Below are 16,287 nucleotides of genomic sequence, written 5' to 3' on the forward strand. Positions count from 1 at the left end.
CGGCTCAGGGTGCTTCGGCTGTGGTTTCGCCCAAGGTCAGCGACGGCGCAATGAGCCGTAGTTCCGCGGGTTTGTCACGGCTGAGGCGGTCCATCACCATCTCCACGGCAGACCGTCCAATATCCATGGCCGGGATGGAGACGGCGGTCCACGGCCGGGCGGCCGCTTTGGCCACATCTGCCGGAGCAATGACAACCACTGAAATGTCGCCGGGTATGGCCAGGCCGCGGAGCGAAAGTTCTTCCCTGAGCATGGGCAGCAGGGCCTCGTTGTGCACTACCAGCGCGGTGGCCGGATTCTTGCCGGAAAAAACGGCATCCAGCGACTTCGCCAACTGCGGGGAATCTGCCTCGCATGCCACGGACCGGCTGGCAGCGCCAAGGCTGGCTGCGGCGTCGGTAAATCCCTGCAAGGCGCGGTCAGCGTACGTGGCGTGGCGTTTAAGCGAGGCGGGTGGTGAGCCGATGAACGCGATGCTGCGGTGTCCCAGGTCCCACAGGTGGCGGACGGCGAGGCGGGAGGCACCGGAGAAGTCAAAGTCCACGCAGCTCAATCCCCGGGGTTCGTCCGGCATGCCGATCAGGACAGCGGGCTTCTGCAGGCGGGCCAGGACGGGAATGCGGGGATCACGGGCCTCGATGTCCATCATCAACAACCCATCCACCATCGATTGCGAGGTGACTCGTTCGATGCTTCCGGGATCGTCCTGGGTCAGCAGCAGCACATCCTGGTTGAAGGTCCGGGCGGTGGTAACCACGGCTGTTACGAACTGCATCACCACGCCAACGTTCACGTCCGGCCTCAGCGGCACTACCAGTCCCAAAACATTGGATCGGCTGGACGCCAAGGCCCGGGCGCTGGACCGGGGACTGTAGTTCAGCCGGGCCATGGCGGCCTCCACCACGTCCCGGGTTTCTTTCGAAATTGTTCGCTTACCACTCATCACATAAGACACCGTGCTGGTGGAAACGCCGGCCTCCCTGGCGACATCAGTGATGGTCGCACTTGTTGAAGCCTTTCGATTATCCATAGCAACCATTTAACCAAGGAAAACAATGCAACTCCGTAGCCACGGCCTGAAGAACGTCACTGATGCGGCCGGCCTGCTCTTTGGAGCGGACTACAACCCGGAGCAATGGCCGGAAGAGACCTGGCCGGAGGACATCTCCCTGATGAAGCAGGCAGGGGTGAACATTGTGACAGTGGGGGTGTTCAGCTGGGCCCGGTTGCAGCCAGAAGAGGGGCAGTGGAACTTCGGCTGGCTGGACCGGCTCCTGGACTTGCTGGCGAACAACGGCATCCGTGTGTGCCTTGCGACGCCCACCGCGTCCCCACCCCCGTGGCTGGGCCACCGCTACCCTGCCTCGCTTCCCACCACTGCGGATGGCACCACGCTCTGGTACGGTTCCCGGAACCAGTTTTCGCCATCATCCCCGGCCTACCGGGCAGCGGCGTTGGCCGTCACTTCCCAGCTCGCCGCACGTTACGCGGACCATCCAGCCGTTGCCATGTGGCATGTGGGCAATGAACTGGGTCAAGTCAGCTACGACGACGAAACTGCGGTGGCTTTCAGGTCCTGGCTGCTGCGCCGCTACGGATCCCTCGACGCCGTCAATGCGGCGTGGGGGACGGCCTTCTGGAGTCAGGGCTACAGCGGGTGGGAACAGATTCTTCCGCCGCGTGCCGCGCCGTACATGCACAACCCCACCCAGGTCCTGGATTTTCACCGGTTCACCTCTGAGGCCCTCCTGGAGTTGTTCGTGGCCGAGCGTGATGTGATCCGAAGCCATGCCGGGCAACCGGTAACCACCAACCTGATGGGATTCTTCCGGGGTGCCGACTATTTCCGTTTTGCGCAGGAAACGGACTTTATCGGCAACAACCACTACGTTGATCCGGCCGAGCCGCAATCATGGGAAACAGCAGCTCTAACGCACGATCTTTGCCGAGGTTTGGCCGGAGGCGCCCCGTGGATGCTGATGGAATCTGCAACCTCCGCAGTCAGTTGGCGGGGCCACAACGTGCCAAAGGATCCCGGCGCGCTCCGGGTGGACTCGTTGGCAGCCATCGCGCGGGGCTCCGATGCCGTGTGCTACTTCCAATTCCGCCAGTCTGCCTTCGGAGCCGAGCGCTTCCATTCGGCCATGGTTCCCTTGGCCGGAGCTGACACCAGGGTGTTCCGTGAAGTCTGCTCGCTGGGCTCTGATCTTCAGGAGCTGCGCCTCCTGGCCGGCACCCCTGCGCCTTCGAAAATAGCGGTCCTGTTCGACTGGGACAGCTGGTGGGCTTCGGAATCCCCGGACCGCCCCAGCAACCGCCTGGGCGTGATGGATCAGATCCTCGCCTATTACCGGCCCCTGCTCCGGCGCGGGCACTGCGTGGAAGTCATCCACCCCGCAAGTTCCCTGGATCGCTTCGATCTGGTTCTTGCCCCGAGCCTGTTCCTGCTGACCGGGAAGGACGCAGAATCACTGGACGCCTGGGTACTTGCCGGCGGCACCGCCGTCGTAGGTCCTTTCAGTGGAGTGGCCGATTCCAACGGCCACCTTCGCAGCGGCAGGCACCCCACAGTGCTTGCCCGGATGCTGGGGGTGAGCGGGGAAGAATGGCGTCCGTTGGCCGGCCCGGAACGGCTGACGTTCACGCTTGGCAACCTCCCGGAGTCGGAGGCGCTGAGCTGGTCCGAGGACCTGCGCATCCACTCCAGCAGTGCCAGCCCCGTGGCATCCTTCGCCTCCGGTCCGCTGTCCGGCAAACCTGCGGTGGTGCGCAACAGCCACGGCAAGGGGTGGAGCTGGTACGCCGGAGCCGAGCTGCCTGAGAGTGCACTGGCCGCGATCATCGAGGGCGCGCTCAAGGATGCCGGGCTCCCCTCTTTGGTGGCCGCGGAACTGCCTGCAGACGTTGAGCTTGTTCAGCGCGGCGAGTACCTCTTCGTGCTCAACCATGGCTGCGAAACTCGCCGCGTAGAGCTCAGCGGGCACATCAAAGCCAACGGCCCCTCCATTGACCTGCTCACGGGCGCCAGCCACCCAGCCGAACTGATGCTGCCTCCTTACGGCGTCCTGGTGCTGAAAAGCGGCCCTTTTCCTCAAGACCTCCAATCGCCACAAAAGAACGGAAACTGAGTCACCATGAAATTCACTGACGGATATTGGCTCTACCGCAAAGGTTTTTCAGCCCTGCGCCCCCAAGACGTCTCCGACGTGGTGGTTGACGATGATGCGTTGACGGTTTACGCACCTACCAAGCGGATCTCCTCCCGCGGGGACGCACTGAACCTTCCCCAAATCACCGTCACCTTTGACGCCCCGATGCCCGACGTCATAGGCGTGACCATTGAGCATTTCCAAGGCGGTTTGGACAGAGGGCCACACTTTGAGGTCAAACACGACGACGCCGGACCCACTTTTGGCGTGCACCAGGACTTCGCGCAGATCACCTCGGGCGGCCTCACGGCGAAAATCAGCACCAGCGGTGAGTGGGGCGTGGACTTCTTTGGCGACGGCCGGTTGCTCACCAGCTCCACACCCCGGAGCGTTGGAGTCATTACGGACGATCAAGGGCGGACATTCGTCCATGAACAACTCAGCCTGGGCGTGGGAACCAACATCTATGGACTCGGCGAGCGCTTTGGTGCGTTCGTCAAGAACGGGCAGTCCGTGGACATTTGGAATGAGGACGGCGGAACGTCCAGCGATCTTGCCTACAAGAACGTCCCGTTCTTCATGACCAATGACGGCTATGGCGTGTTCGTGAACCATCCGGAGCTGGTTTCCTTCGAAGTGGGTTCTGAGGTGGTCTCCAGGACGCAGTTCAGTGTGGAGGGCCAGAGGCTGCAGTACTACGTGATCCATGGCCCTTCCCCCAAGGACATCATCCGCCGGTACACCGAGTTGACGGGCCGGCCGTCCCGGATCCCGGCGTGGTCCTACGGCCTGTGGCTCTCCACATCCTTCACCACTGACTACGACGAGGAAACGGTGACCTCGTTCATTGACGGTATGGAACAGCGGAACCTGCCGTTATCTGTTTTCCACTTTGACTGCCATTGGATGCGTTCCTTCCACTGGAGTGATTTTGTGTGGGATCCGGCCACGTTCCCTGACCCGGAGGGTATGCTTCGGCGGCTTCATGACCGGGGTTTGAAGGTTTGTGTGTGGATCAATCCCTATATTGCCCAACGTTCCCATCTGTTCCGTGAGGGTTCGGATCTTGGCTACCTGGTGAAGCGGCCTGATGGTTCGGTGTGGCAGTGGGATATGTGGCAGGCGGGAATGGGCTTGGTGGACTTCACCAACCCGGATGCGGTGCGCTGGTACCAGGACAAGCTGCGGGTGCTGCTGGAACAGGGAGTTGACTCCTTCAAGACTGACTTCGGCGAGCGCATCCCCACTGATGTTGCCTGGCATGACGGTTCCGATCCCCAGCGGATGCACAACTACTACTCCCAGCTGTACAACCGGACGGTCTTTGATTTGCTGACCAAGGAGCTGGGTGAGGGGGAAGCCGTGGTGTTCGCCCGTTCAGCTACTGCGGGCGGCCAGTCCATGCCGGTGCATTGGGGTGGGGATTGTGAATCAACGTTCGCTGCGATGGCGGAGTCGTTGCGCGGCGGACTTTCCCTGGCCGCCTCGGGGTTCTCTTTCTGGAGCCATGATATTGGTGGTTTTGAGGGGACGCCTGAGCCGGAAATCTTCAAGCGTTGGATCGCTTTTGGGCTTCTTTCTTCCCATTCGCGCCTCCACGGTTCCAATTCGTACAGGGTTCCGTGGCTTGTGGATGAGGAGTCCGTGGATGTTCTGCGCCATTTCACGGAGCAGAAGATGCGTCTGATGCCTTATCTGCAGATGGCGGCCGAAGAGGCCTATTCGCAAGGTATTCCGCTGATGCGGCCCATGTTCATGGAGTTCCCGGAGGACCCTGGCTGCGCACCTTTGGACCGTCAGTACATGCTGGGGCCGGATCTTCTGGTTGCTCCGGTAATGACTCCGGGCGGGGAGGTCTCCTTCTACCTCCCGGAGGGCACCTGGACGCATTTTCAGACGGGTGAGACGTTGAGCGGTCCGCGCTGGCATCACAAGGAGTGCACCGTAATGGAGGCTGCGGTGTGGGTGCGGGAAGCGGCCGTCATTCCGGTTGGCACGGTGTCCAACCGGCCGGATTACCAGTGGACCGAGGACGTGGAGTTCCATGCTTTTGCGGCCCCGGACGGTCTGCGGCGCACATTGCGCGTTCCTGCCCCTGATGGAGGCAGCAAGACTTTCGAGGTGGTGGTCCAGGGCGGGAAAGTCACGGCGACGTCCCTCTGACGGAATAACGGCACCGGAGCGGCACCGCAGTAAAGGCACGACGGCGCCCCCCGCCGTCGTGCGTTTGCTGCTTTTTGCCGGTGGCCGGCTTAGCGCGCGTCCTTCTTGGCTTGGCGTTGGGCGCCCTGGGAACGGCTGGAGGCGTCCCGTTTGACGCCGCCGGTGGTTTTTTGGTGCGAGCGTGCGCGACCCGAATCGGTGGTGGAGGAGTTCCCGGCGCCGGTGCTTTCCGGTCCGGTGGACTTACCGGCACTGGCGCGTTCCAGCCGCTCATCCTTCAGTTCCTCCGCGGCCTCATGCGCCACCCGGGCCAGTTCTTTGCTGACAATGGAAAGTGCTTCCTCGAACACGAATGCGCGGGCGCGCGCTTTGTCCGATTTGTTGGCAGCGGCTCCGCGGGCGCCGGCCTCCAGCACCTCCTCTGCCGCCTTGCGCCGGTAGTTGGTGGTGTATTTGTTCCGGGCCTTGCGTACCCGTTTATGGAGTTTGAGGAGGCCTTCCTCGTCCAGGAGCTCGAGCCTGGCTGGCTCCAATTCGCGAATCATATCGAGTTGATCTTGCTTCAACACCCACAGATATTGGTCCATTTGCCGATACTTCCATACCTCCCGTCCAAGGTATAGACCGTCACGGAGTTCTCACTTGAAGAGGGTGGGGGCATGTTCTATTCGAAGAGCGTGGGGTCCGCCGTGAGGGCCACGTACGCCCAAACATCAAGGCCCAGGGGCTCGAGTTCCGCCACTACAGCCCGGCGGACGGCATCCTCCTGGCCAATGTTCCACTCGGACCCGGCCACCACGAAGTCCACCTCTACGTAGAGCTTGCGGCCCACCTTGCCGGACCGGATCAGCGGCTCCTGCAGCCCGTACTGTTTCCGGACAGCGTGGACAGCCTCGGTAATGGCGGCGTCGATCTCTTTGGATGGCGCGCCTTCGAGGAGTTCGTTCAATCCTGACCTGATCAAGCCGACGGGGATGTAGGCAAGGATCAGGCAGGCGATGAGCACCAGCACGGGGTCCACGTAGAGGGCCGCGTCAACCAATCCCTGGCCCTGCAGGATCAAGGCAACCCCGGCCCCGAGGACCATCATGACGCTCAGGATGGCTCCCGCCCGCCATTGCGCAATCTCCGCACCCGCCAGGTCCGAGTCCGGTGCCGCACGCCGCATCCACCAGGCCACGAGGAATCCCACTGCGGCGGTAACCGCCCCGTAAACGGCAATGATGGCGGCGCTGACCGGGGCGCCGCCGTCGCGAATGACCAGCACCGCATCAGCTGCAGCCACCAGGAGAGTGGCGGCCACCGCGATCCCCTGGATCAACACCACAAACGGCGTCAGAGCATCCCGCCCAAAGGGAAAGCGACGGGTTGGTCCGGCCGCTGAAGCGGAGGAAGCTGTGAGGGACACGGCGGACAGAATCAGGCCGATGCCCATATAGGCGCCGTCAAAGACAATGATCCTTGTTCCGCTGAGCACGCCCAGGATCAGGGCCCCGGCTGCAGTAATGGCTGAGACCCATAAAGATACCCGCAGGGCGCGTCCCTCAGCCCTGAGCGCCGGTTGGCTCACGGCGACGCCATCAGTTGGCGCCCGTGGCAGTGGCAGCCGGCAAGGACGTTGTTCCTTTCGGTGCCGGTCCGCTCACTGTGAAGATCCTCCCAGGGAACCTGCACGGCGGGTCAATGATTCGCCTGCCGGCTGCCCCTCCAGAAGCCATGCAGTGGCCTCTGCTTCCGAGGTAAAAAACCGGGTGGGGCAAGGTGCCGGCTGGGCGGCCAGCTGGTAGTCGACCAGTATGCGGTCAACGGCGTTTTCACCCAGCAACGCAATTTTGGAGGCCGCGCAGGGTTCAATGAAAACGTCACGTGCAGCCCGGCTCAAGTGGCTCGCGTTGGCCATTCTGACAAGCAACGGATAGCGGGTGCCGCCGGCGAACCCGTTGACTGCGTCCACAGCGGCCCGGGCATTCTGCGCTTCGATCCGGACGCCCGGATGCCACGCCAGCAACAGGACATTGTCCGGTTGGAGCTGGAGGGTGTAATCAACGTGGTCCGCCTCAGCCATAGAACCGTCTCCATCTGTGCAGGTTCCCGGATCTCTGCAGATTCCCGGATCCCTGCACGTTCCCAGGGCAGCCCGCTCGCCACGGGCTGACTCCACCCTGCACCACGAGGCACTGATCGCGTCTCATCCAAAAAGAGTGATCTTTGCGCTCAGGCCGTAAAGCGGCGCCTGTAGTCCGTGGGCGAGGTGGAAAAGGCGCCGGCAAAGTTCTGCCGCAGGGTCACGGCGCTGCCGAAGCCGCATTCGGCCGCCACTTGGTCCATGGACAAATCGGTGGTTTCCAGCAGCCTGCGCGCAGCATCCAGGCGGCGGGTGCGTATCCAGGCCGACGGCGTGGTCCCTGTTGAGGCGCGGAAGGCACGCACAAAGGTTCTCCGGCTCATGTGGGCCTGGGCCGCGAGCCGGTCGATGCTGAGGTTTTCGCCCAACCGACCCATGGCCCATTCGAGCAGCCGGGCCATGAGGTCATCTTCGGCCCGCGGCGGCAGAGGATGCTCAATGTACTGGGCTTGGCCGCCTTCACGGTGTGGAGCGATGACGAGGCTTCTTGCTACTTGGTTGGCTGCCTCCGACCCCAGGCGGGCCCTCACCAGATGGAGGCAGGCATCGAGTCCGGACGCCGTACCGGCGGAGGTCAGGACATCTCCGTGATCGATGTACAGCACGGTCTGGTCCAGGGAAACCTCGGGATGACGGACGGTGAGGGAGTCAAAAGCCTGCCAATGCGTCACGGCAGAACGCCCCTTGAGCAGGCCGGCGTCCGCAACAGGGATGGCCCCCAGGCACAGCCCCACTATGGTTGCGCCCCTGGCATGGGCCTCTTGAAGGACGTGGCTGAGGGCCCCGCCGGGCTCGCGTTCGTCGTCGAACCACGAGGGCACCACCACGACGTCAGCCTGTTCCGCCGTCGAGGGTCCTTGGACCTGTCCCAAGGTGTACCCCTCAGCGGTTTGGACGCTGCCGGCCCGGTCAGAGAACAGGACGGTGGTCCACTCAGCCAATCCTTGGCGGGACACTTCGTCGAACACCATCTGCGGCACCGCCAAGTGGAACATGGTGATGCCGTCGAAGGCATAGACCGCGATTCTCACGCTGAGTTCCTTCTTCCTTTGGCCCAAATCAATCGTATATGGGCAGACGTGCCACTGGTGCGCCGGTTCGCAGGGATCAAAGATGGAATGGTCCGCCAATTCCGCCCCAGCTATTACTCCGGGAGACCACTATGAGCACCACCCGCCGCGCCCTGATCCTCGTTGATGTCCAGCAGCAGTACTTCAGCGGACCCCTGGAGATCCAGTACCCGGCCCACCAAGAGTCGCTTCCCAGGATCACCCAGGCGATCGATGCAGCTACTGCTGCAGGCCTTCCCATCGCAGTGATCCAGCACAGTGAAGGTGAAGGCGCCCCCGTCTTCGCGCCCGGGACCGCCGGGTATGAGCTGCATCCTGAGGTGGAAGGCCGCAGGACCGGTTCCTGGAAGGCGGTGGTCAAGCAGCACGGTTCGGTGTACGCCGGCACCGACGTTGCCGCTTGGCTGCGGGAGCACGACGTCGGCACCGTCACCTTGGTGGGTTACATGACCAACAACTGCATTCTCGCCTCAGCCGCCGAAGCAGAATTTCTCGGCTTCACCACCGAAGTCCTCTCGGATGCCACCGGCGCCATCAACCTCAGCAACCATGCCGGAAGCGCTGATGCGAAGACTGTTCACACCACCTTGATGGCACTGCTGAACTCCAACTGGGCTGCCGTTGCATCCACCCAAGCATGGGCCGGGGCCGTCCAAGCGGGCCAGCCTCTGGAGAAGAGCGATCTGGGCAGCTCCGCCGTAGCGGGAGCGGCCGTGCACGCAGCGCGCTGATCAGCTACCTCAGTGGGAAGACGGCGAGTCCGCGCTTTCGCTCTCCCGTTCTTCCGCCGCTTTCTGCGCATAGGAGGCAGAGACGCGGCGGTAGACGGGCGTGAGGAAAGCGATCAACGCCACCACGATCATGATGATGCCGGCAGCAAGGAACACCAAGGCGATGCCACGGGAAATCCCCTCGCCAAGCAGCGGCTCCAGGCTGGCCGATCCCTCAGCGGAACGGGCGTAGGGGATGATCCAGAACTGGGCGATCGGTGCGATGAGGAAGGAAGTGATGGGCGCTGCTGCGGACTCGAAAGCCATGGCGAAGCCAAACACCCTGCCCTGCCGGGGCAGCGGCACCACGCTTTGGATGACTGTCTGCTCGGCGGCCTCCACCACGGGAACCAGCGCCATGTAAAGCCAGATTCCCACGATGTAGAGCCAGGCCCACTCGCGGAACGTGAACATCGCACCAATGAAGCCCATGAGCACCACGGCAATGAGCATGGTCCGCAAGGGGTTGGAGCCCAAGCCGAACTTTCCAATCAGAGCACCGCCCAGGATGAAGCCGGTAGCTCCAATGGCAAAGACAATCCCCCACATCTCCACGGAGAACATTTCCAGGCCGTAAGGGTCCATCAACGCCATGTAGACGCCGCCGATGAAGTTGTTGAACGTGGAGAAAAGAATCAGCGCAAACAGCCCGGATATTGCCATCACTGCAGCCCATGATCCCCGCAGATCAAAACCACCCTGGGCATCGGAGGCAGCGGCCTTCACTTCCTCCGGGAGACGCAGCGTCAGTAAATGTGCGAAAGCGAGGGCTGTCAGAACCAGGGCCACAACAACGGTCCACCCCATGCCCAGCATCCCCACCGACAACCCGGAGAGGACCGAGGTAACAATGAACATGAGCCCTTGGACCATGCCCACCAACCCGTTGGCGTTGGCCCGCCGATCAGGTTCGATCAGGATGGTGACGGTGGTGGACAGGGCAATGTTGCGCATGTTTTCCACCACGGCGCCGATCAGGATGATCATGGTGAAGATCCAGAACCACGGCTGGGTCAGGTCAAGGAGTGCTTCCTCCGGTGTCAGCAGGAACATGACGCCGGACAGGACGAACATCAGCATGGTGAACGCTGCAGCGAACCGCATCACGGCAAGTTTCCGGTAGCGGTCCACAAAGGTTCCAAAGCTGATGCTGGAGAGTGCGATCAACAGCATGTACGCACCGCCGATCACCCCGGTGGCTATGACGTTGCGTGTCTCCAAATACACCCAGAACGTCAGGGCGAACCACAGGTAGCTGGTGGTGATGTTCGCCAAGGCGGTGTTGACCAGGATCCCGTAGAAGGTCCTGGAACTTTCCGCGGGAGTCCGCAGGGAGAGATCGATGCTGTCAGTAGACGCGGCTGAGGCCGGTTCCTGCTCGGTCATGGGTCCCAGTAAACCACCGCCGCCAACGTCCCGGTAGTATCGGCAGGGAATCCTAATGACGCTTGGGGGAGTAATAAGATGACGGACGTTCAGGGACAGCTGTCCTTCACAGATGACATCAGCCGGGACCTGGAATTGCTGGAATACGGTCTGGACCCCGCCGCGGATTCCACCCTGCTTCCCAATGCCGCCGTCATGAGTGCCCTGCAGAACCTTGTGCGGCTCGCCACGGAGCTTTGCGGCGCTCCTTTTGGCGTGGTCAACATCATCAGCGCGGAGTACCAGCACCAGATCGGCGCTTGGGGTGTGGACCCCGGTGTCTGCTCGCGTGAAGATTCCATGTGTGCCAAGGTTTTCCTCTCCCGCGAGAGGACCGTGGTCCCTGATGCGTCCCGGGATCCACGCTTCGCGGACAACCCTTTTGTTACCGGTGAAATCGGCAACGTCCGCTTCTATGCCTCGGTCCCGTTGCAGACCGAATCCGGGTTTGTCCCCGGAACCTTGTGCGTCTTCTCGGACAAGACCAAAGAGCTGCGTCCCGAGCAGGTGAGCATGCTGGAGGTGCTGGCTAAGCAGGTGGTGGAGTTGTTGGAACTTCAGCACCGCACCGTCCAGCTGGACAGGACCTATGCCGAATTGCGGGAGAGCAACGCCAAGCTCGCAGGCTTTGCCGGCAGGGTCAGCCATGATCTCCGCATTCCGCTCACCACCATCCTGGGCTATGTGGAACTGGTGGAAGACGATCCCGACGTTGAACCGAACAGCACAGCGGCACGTTATTTGGACCGCATCGGCTCCAGCGGGCGCCGGATGCTGGGCATGCTGGAGGACGTTCTGAGCTATTCCAGGGTGGGCGGAGCAGTCCAACCCACCTATGTGTCGCTGCGCGAGGTCACCGAGGAAGTAGCCCGCGATTTGGGCATTGAAAACCACCGGATTGTTGAAGTGGAAGACCTGAGTTTGCATGCCGACCGCGGGCAGCTCCGCACACTGCTGCAGAACCTGCTCTCCAACGCCATGAACTACCGCAGCCCTGAGCGCGATCTCCGCGTCCGGATCAGCGGTGTTTCCAACTATCAGGGCGCAACGGTGTTCGTTGCGGATAACGGTAAGGGCATCAGGCCGCAGGACCGCGCCAAAGCCCTGGAACCACTGGTGCGCCTGCGGCGGGAAGGCGACGGTCCTGGTTCCGGACTTGGCTTGGCCACCTGCAACAGCATCGCCAAGGCTCACGGTGGCGACCTCACCCTGACGGAAACCCCCGGCGGCGGAACCACGGTGGCCATCAGCTTCCCCGCCGGTCTCTAACCACTCCGGGGTGTCGCCGCGGCCCGGGGCGTTGCGCCTGTCATCATTCGAGGCATGACCACCAGGTACGCCCGGTAAAGAAAACCATGCAGCGGCTTGCCCCAGTCCGCTCACCGTTCACGATCCCACTCGTCGTCATCGTGCTCTTCCTGTCCGCCTGCGTCCCCTTTCAGGGTCAGCCGGGGCAGCCGGGCCAGCCGGGCCAGCGAATCCAGCCGGGCCAGCCGGGTTTCAGCGCACCCATCGCGGTGATCGGTCCAGCGCCGTCCAGGATTGATCCGCGGGGGTCTGCCCTCCAGGGATCCATTATTGAGATGACCACGCGCACAGCCGGCCCAGCACCCACCGTTGCCACATGGCAATACATCAGTGGCGCGGAGGCATTCAACAACAGGCTCGATGACCGGTTGCTCGGTATTTTTGATGCCAGGGCCGGTGGGCGGCACCAAGCGGCGGCGCTCCCGGCCACCCCCGGCGCGCTGGTTGCCGACGGCGTTTCCATCACCCACGAACTGGTCCTGGCCGCCGGAAGCGTTGTTGGTTCCAGGTTTGTGCAAACCACCATGAACGACGGCGTCCGGACCGGCCTCGTCCAGGAGGTCACCTACGAGGACCTCACCACAGGCGCCGTCACCTCCAGCGCCGCCCTCATCAACCCCGCCATGACCGGCAGCTTGCGGGCCATGCTTGGCAACGCCATCAGCCCGGTTTCAGCCACGTCGACTCCAGCCCCGGCCGCAACCTTGTCTCCATCCCCGGCTGCAACCCTGTCTACAACCCCGGCTGCAACCCTGTCTACAACCCCGGCTGCAACCCTGTCTACAACCCCGGCCCCCGCCCCGGGTTCCTTTGACGACGCCGCGTTGCTCACCGCCGTCGTGATTACCCCCGACGGTAATCTCAGCGTCACTATCCAACAGGACCCCGGAACGGGCTCGCCTCTGCCCCGCCCGCTGGCCGTGAGGCTGAACGCCGAAGCCACAGCCGATGTCCTTTCACCGGGAGGCCAGGCTCTCCGTGCTGCAGTGATCGGTGCTGCAGTGATCGGTGCTGCAGTGATCAGTGCCGCACCGTTCAAAGCTCCCCAGCCCTCGCCCGATGCCGAAGCGCATATCAACTGCGATCTCGTGGCCTGTGCGGCACTGACGTACGACGACCGGCCAAACGCCCAAACAACCCGCCTGTTGGCGATCCTGGCAAAGCACAAGGTTTTAGCCACGTTCTTCCAACAGGGCGGATACGTCAGGGCCAGCCCGTCCGTGGCTAAAGCCGTGGCAACAGCGGGCCACACCATCGGCAACCACACCATGAGTCACCCCAACCTCAGCAAATTGCCGCCAGCGGGCATCGCGGCCGAGGTCCAGGGGGCCACGAACGTCATTGAGGCAGCAACGGGAACAGCCCCGGCCTATGTCCGGCCACCATACGGAGCCACGAACAGCTCGGTGGCCGCTTCGGTGGGATTGCCCCAGATCCTCTGGGACGTTGACTCCCTGGACTGGCAGTCCAGGAACAAAGCCGTGTTCATCCCCCGGATCATGAACCTGGTCAAGCCCGGATCCATCATCCTCTTACACGACGTCCATGCCTCCACTGTGGACGGCCAGGCGGAACTCATTACCCGGCTCAAAGGCAAAGGTTTCCACCTGGTCACCCTGCCCCAGCTTTTCAAGGGAATCGAGTTGAAACCAGGCGCATCGTACAAGTGCCGCGGCACGGCGCCCGGGTGCGTTGCCGGACGCTGAGCTCACCGGACGCTGAAGAACCTGAACCACTGAACTACTTCAACACAACGCACGACGGCGGGAGGTCGCCGTCGTGCGTTTGTTCAGTCGTGCGTTTGTTGACTCGTTCGAGTTTTGACTCGTTCGAGTATTCAGTCGCTCGTTTATTCAGGGAGCCGCGGCTACTTGCCCTCGCCAGGCCCCTTGGCTTTTTCAGGCTTTTTCTCACTCTTGCCGTTGCTCATTTCCTTGGCAAGGTCCGGGCCCGGAACCACAGCCGGGGCCGGCGCTTGTGCTGGTGCCGGCGCCGTGTCCTGGGCGGGCTCCTGCAGATTGATGACCTCGGCGGGCTGGACGCCGGTATTTCCAGCGTCAGCATTCCCTGTAGTTGCATTCCCGGTATCAGCGTTCCCGGCTTCGGTGGAGCCACCACCAGGAGTGGTGGCGTCACTCGGTATCACGGGCGCAACTGGTTGCGGGTCTGCTTGCGAAACGCCGGTGTCCGCAGGCTGGGTGGGGTCCACTGTCTTGCCTGAAGGGGCCAGACCCTGGGTAAGGATCAGGAGAGCGAGCGGAATGGTCACCGCTGCTGCTGCAACGCCCCGAACGGTCTTGGGCCGCCGTTTGCTGAAGGCCACCAGGCCGGTCACTGTTGCCTGTTTCCGGGTGGCTGCCCTCCCCGCCGGCCGCGAAGGCGCTGAATGTATGGAAGGTGCTGAATGCATGGAAGCCACAGAATGCGTAGAAGGCACCGGAGACACGGAAGGCAGCAGGGCGGTCCTTCGCCCGGACTGTATGCCGTCGTCGGCGAGCGCCTGCTCCACCTCGTGGGCGGTTGGACGCTTGGCGGGATCCATATCCGTCATGGCTTCAAGGAGTTCCCGCAGCGGACCGGGCAGTTCCAAGGGAACCTGCGGCGCGCGGTGAAGGCGGGCTGATGCCGTTTCGATGGGCGTGCCCGGGTACTCAGCCTTGCCCGTGAGGCATTCGAGGAGCACCAGGCCCAGCGAATAGATGTCGCTCGCGGGAGTCAGGCCCAGGCCTTGGGCTTGTTCCGGGCTGAGGTACTGGGCGGTCCCCACAGTGAAGCCGGTGGCGGTGAGTCGGTTGTCGTTCATGACCAAGGCCACGCCAAAGTCCGCGAGCTTCACGGACTGTCCCAGTCCGTCGTCGTCGGATACCAGGATGTTGGCCGGTTTGATGTCGCGGTGGATCACGCCGTGTTCATGGACCTGGGACAGTGCCCCGGCGAGCCGGATCCCGATCCTCGCGGTCTCAGGAACGGTGAGAGGGCCATCGGCCAATATGGCGCGCAAATCCCGGCCTTGGGCCAGTTCCATCACCAAGTACGCGCGTTCTTCGTTGTTCCGCGTGTCTACGCCGGCGTCGAATGCTGCCACCAACCCGGGGTGATCAAAGGCTGCCAGGAGGCGCATTTCGTTTTCCTGGCGGGCACGGAACGATTCATCCCCTGATCCGGGGAGGAAGATCTTGATGGCCACGGATCGGCCCAGCAGGAGGTCGGTCCCTTGGTAGACCGCGGACATGGCTCCTCTGCCCAGCAGGGATTCCAGCTGGTAGCGGCCGTCCAGTATTTCTGTTGTCCCTGTTTCTGTTCCTGCGGTGTGTGTTCCTGCGGTGCCAGTTCCGGCGGTCTCGCTGGAGGTATGGAGTTGGGGGTCCACGGCCTCGTAGTTGTTGCCCACGAATGTCACGTCCTTCAGGCTTACCCGGAGCCACGGACCATTCATCGTCCTGCGTCACCAAGTAATGCCGTCAATCAAACTTTCACGATGGCCGCGCGGCCGTCTGCTTCAGCCACGTGCGGCCCAGGCAATGAGCCCAAACAGCATCATCCGGTTAACCAGATAAGTCATCAGGATACTGATTAAAGAGCCGGAAGGGTAACGCGAGGACTCACATGACTATAAGGGCCTACTGGGGTCGGAGTGGATCCGAAGCCGGTCCACCGCCGCGCGAAGCGTGCCTGCCGGAATGCCCAGCGACCATTCGGCCACGTCCGTGACGAAGCGTTTGAAGGCGTCATATTCAAACGACTCGGAGTTGTTGACGTAGGAACCAACGCCGTCGATGGCCACCCAAATCCGAATACAGGCCGCAAAGGGATCCTCCACGGAGAAGTCGCCGGAGTCGACGCCATCCTCAATGAGGGCGGTCAGTCGGTTGCGATCCAGGTATTCCTGACCCCGCAGCGCCTCAGTCAATGCCGGAATAAAGCGGCAAAGGTGCCGCGCATTGAGCCATAGCCGGCTGAGCTCCAAGGATTCGCGACCTTCGCTGCGCGAGACCAGGTGGGCCATGCGCTCGAGTGGGGTTCCGGCGTCGGGAAACAACTCTTCCCGCTCCTCCGAAACTGCGCGCACAAAGGCGGCGATCACCAGGTCTTCGGCGGCGGGGTAATAGTGACTGATCAGGCCAGGCCGTACACCCAGGCGGTCGGCGACGGCGCGGAGGGTGATCCGCTCCAGCCCCTCAGTTAAGGCAATGGAAGCGGCTTCGGCAAGGATCTCGGCGCGGCGCTCGTCAGGTAATTTTCGGACGCGTTGCGATGTGGGGCTTGACACCATGCCG

At 62.6% G+C, this 16,287-nt stretch carries 13 protein-coding genes; 5 read left to right on the forward strand and 8 right to left on the reverse strand.

Features of this window, described 5'->3' with window-relative positions:
- Positions 1–4: 4 nt before the first annotated feature.
- Entirely contained in the window at positions 5–1,030 is a 1,026-nt protein-coding gene (locus ABI796_RS19000) for a LacI family DNA-binding transcriptional regulator (protein ID WP_141283765.1), read from the reverse strand.
- Positions 1,031–1,055: 25 nt separating this feature from the next.
- On the opposite strand from ABI796_RS19000, the gene ABI796_RS19005 reads away from it, so the two are divergent.
- Positions 1,056–3,128 carry a beta-galactosidase gene (locus ABI796_RS19005; RefSeq protein WP_141283764.1) on the forward strand — a complete coding sequence of 691 codons (2,073 nt, stop codon included), beginning with the start codon at positions 1,056–1,058 and terminating at the stop codon, positions 3,126–3,128.
- Positions 3,129–3,134: 6 nt separating this feature from the next.
- Positions 3,135–5,312 (forward strand): alpha-xylosidase, encoded by a 2,178-nt coding sequence (yicI, locus tag ABI796_RS19010; RefSeq protein ID WP_141283763.1) that lies wholly within the window; start codon positions 3,135–3,137, stop codon positions 5,310–5,312.
- A gap of 89 nt (positions 5,313–5,401) precedes the next feature.
- Here yicI and ABI796_RS19015 read toward each other — a convergent pair whose 3' ends face one another.
- From ABI796_RS19015 to ABI796_RS19030, 4 genes are all read right to left on the reverse strand, one after another.
- Positions 5,402–5,899, reverse strand: a complete 498-nt coding sequence (locus ABI796_RS19015) for a hypothetical protein (RefSeq protein ID WP_141283762.1) — start codon at positions 5,897–5,899, stop codon at positions 5,402–5,404.
- 77 nt (positions 5,900–5,976) lie between these two features.
- Complete coding sequence (locus ABI796_RS19020; RefSeq protein ID WP_170224923.1) at positions 5,977–6,882, reverse strand: cation transporter; 906 nt, start codon at positions 6,880–6,882, stop codon at positions 5,977–5,979.
- A gap of 72 nt (positions 6,883–6,954) precedes the next feature.
- On the reverse strand, positions 6,955–7,377 hold the full coding sequence (locus ABI796_RS19025) for an STAS/SEC14 domain-containing protein (RefSeq protein ID WP_141283760.1): 423 nt from the start codon (positions 7,375–7,377) through the stop codon (positions 6,955–6,957).
- A 149-nt stretch (positions 7,378–7,526) separates the two neighbouring features.
- Positions 7,527–8,468: a GlxA family transcriptional regulator gene (locus ABI796_RS19030; protein WP_170224921.1), complete on the reverse strand. Its 942-nt coding sequence runs from the start codon at positions 8,466–8,468 to the stop codon at positions 7,527–7,529.
- 131 nt (positions 8,469–8,599) lie between these two features.
- Between ABI796_RS19030 and ABI796_RS19035 the strand changes: the two genes are divergently transcribed.
- Positions 8,600–9,238: an isochorismatase family protein gene (locus ABI796_RS19035; RefSeq protein WP_141283759.1), complete on the forward strand. Its 639-nt coding sequence runs from the start codon at positions 8,600–8,602 to the stop codon at positions 9,236–9,238.
- A gap of 9 nt (positions 9,239–9,247) precedes the next feature.
- On the opposite strand, the gene ABI796_RS19040 is transcribed toward ABI796_RS19035, so the two are convergent.
- Entirely contained in the window at positions 9,248–10,663 is a 1,416-nt protein-coding gene (locus tag ABI796_RS19040; RefSeq protein ID WP_141283758.1) for an MFS transporter, read from the reverse strand.
- A 78-nt stretch (positions 10,664–10,741) separates the two neighbouring features.
- Between ABI796_RS19040 and ABI796_RS19045 the strand changes: the two genes are divergently transcribed.
- On the forward strand, positions 10,742–11,971 hold the full coding sequence (locus tag ABI796_RS19045) for a GAF domain-containing sensor histidine kinase (protein WP_141283757.1): 1,230 nt from the start codon (positions 10,742–10,744) through the stop codon (positions 11,969–11,971).
- An 86-nt stretch (positions 11,972–12,057) separates the two neighbouring features.
- Positions 12,058–13,716 (forward strand): polysaccharide deacetylase family protein, encoded by a 1,659-nt coding sequence (locus tag ABI796_RS19050; protein ID WP_373091978.1) that lies wholly within the window; start codon positions 12,058–12,060, stop codon positions 13,714–13,716.
- Between the two features lie 161 nt (positions 13,717–13,877).
- Here the strand turns inward: ABI796_RS19050 and ABI796_RS19055 are convergent, their stop codons facing one another.
- Positions 13,878–15,446, reverse strand: coding sequence for a serine/threonine-protein kinase (locus ABI796_RS19055; protein WP_141283755.1), 1,569 nt, complete (start codon positions 15,444–15,446; stop codon positions 13,878–13,880).
- A 174-nt stretch (positions 15,447–15,620) separates the two neighbouring features.
- A complete protein-coding gene (locus ABI796_RS19060) occupies positions 15,621–16,283 on the reverse strand; it encodes a TetR/AcrR family transcriptional regulator (protein WP_141283754.1) in 663 nt (220 codons plus the stop codon).
- Between the last annotated feature and the right edge of the window lie 4 nt (positions 16,284–16,287).

Source organism: Paenarthrobacter aurescens (assembly GCF_041549525.1).
Classification (GTDB): domain Bacteria; phylum Actinomycetota; class Actinomycetes; order Actinomycetales; family Micrococcaceae; genus Arthrobacter; species Arthrobacter aurescens.

Bases quoted from the DNA above. Each gene is read 5' to 3' on its own strand.
- ABI796_RS19000 (WP_141283765.1), bottom strand. From the start codon at position 1,030: ATGGATAATCGAAAGGCTTCAACAAGTGCGACCATCACTGATGTCGCC.
- ABI796_RS19005 (WP_141283764.1), top strand. From the start codon at position 1,056: ATGCAACTCCGTAGCCACGGCCTGAAGAACGTCACTGATGCGGCCGGC.
- yicI (WP_141283763.1), top strand. From the start codon at position 3,135: ATGAAATTCACTGACGGATATTGGCTCTACCGCAAAGGTTTTTCAGCC.
- ABI796_RS19015 (WP_141283762.1), bottom strand. From the start codon at position 5,899: ATGGACCAATATCTGTGGGTGTTGAAGCAAGATCAACTCGATATGATT.
- ABI796_RS19025 (WP_141283760.1), bottom strand. From the start codon at position 7,377: ATGGCTGAGGCGGACCACGTTGATTACACCCTCCAGCTCCAACCGGAC.
- ABI796_RS19035 (WP_141283759.1), top strand. From the start codon at position 8,600: ATGAGCACCACCCGCCGCGCCCTGATCCTCGTTGATGTCCAGCAGCAG.
- ABI796_RS19040 (WP_141283758.1), bottom strand. From the start codon at position 10,663: ATGACCGAGCAGGAACCGGCCTCAGCCGCGTCTACTGACAGCATCGAT.
- ABI796_RS19045 (WP_141283757.1), top strand. From the start codon at position 10,742: ATGACGGACGTTCAGGGACAGCTGTCCTTCACAGATGACATCAGCCGG.
- ABI796_RS19050 (WP_373091978.1), top strand. From the start codon at position 12,058: ATGCAGCGGCTTGCCCCAGTCCGCTCACCGTTCACGATCCCACTCGTC.
- ABI796_RS19055 (WP_141283755.1), bottom strand. From the start codon at position 15,446: ATGAATGGTCCGTGGCTCCGGGTAAGCCTGAAGGACGTGACATTCGTG.
- ABI796_RS19060 (WP_141283754.1), bottom strand. From the start codon at position 16,283: ATGGTGTCAAGCCCCACATCGCAACGCGTCCGAAAATTACCTGACGAG.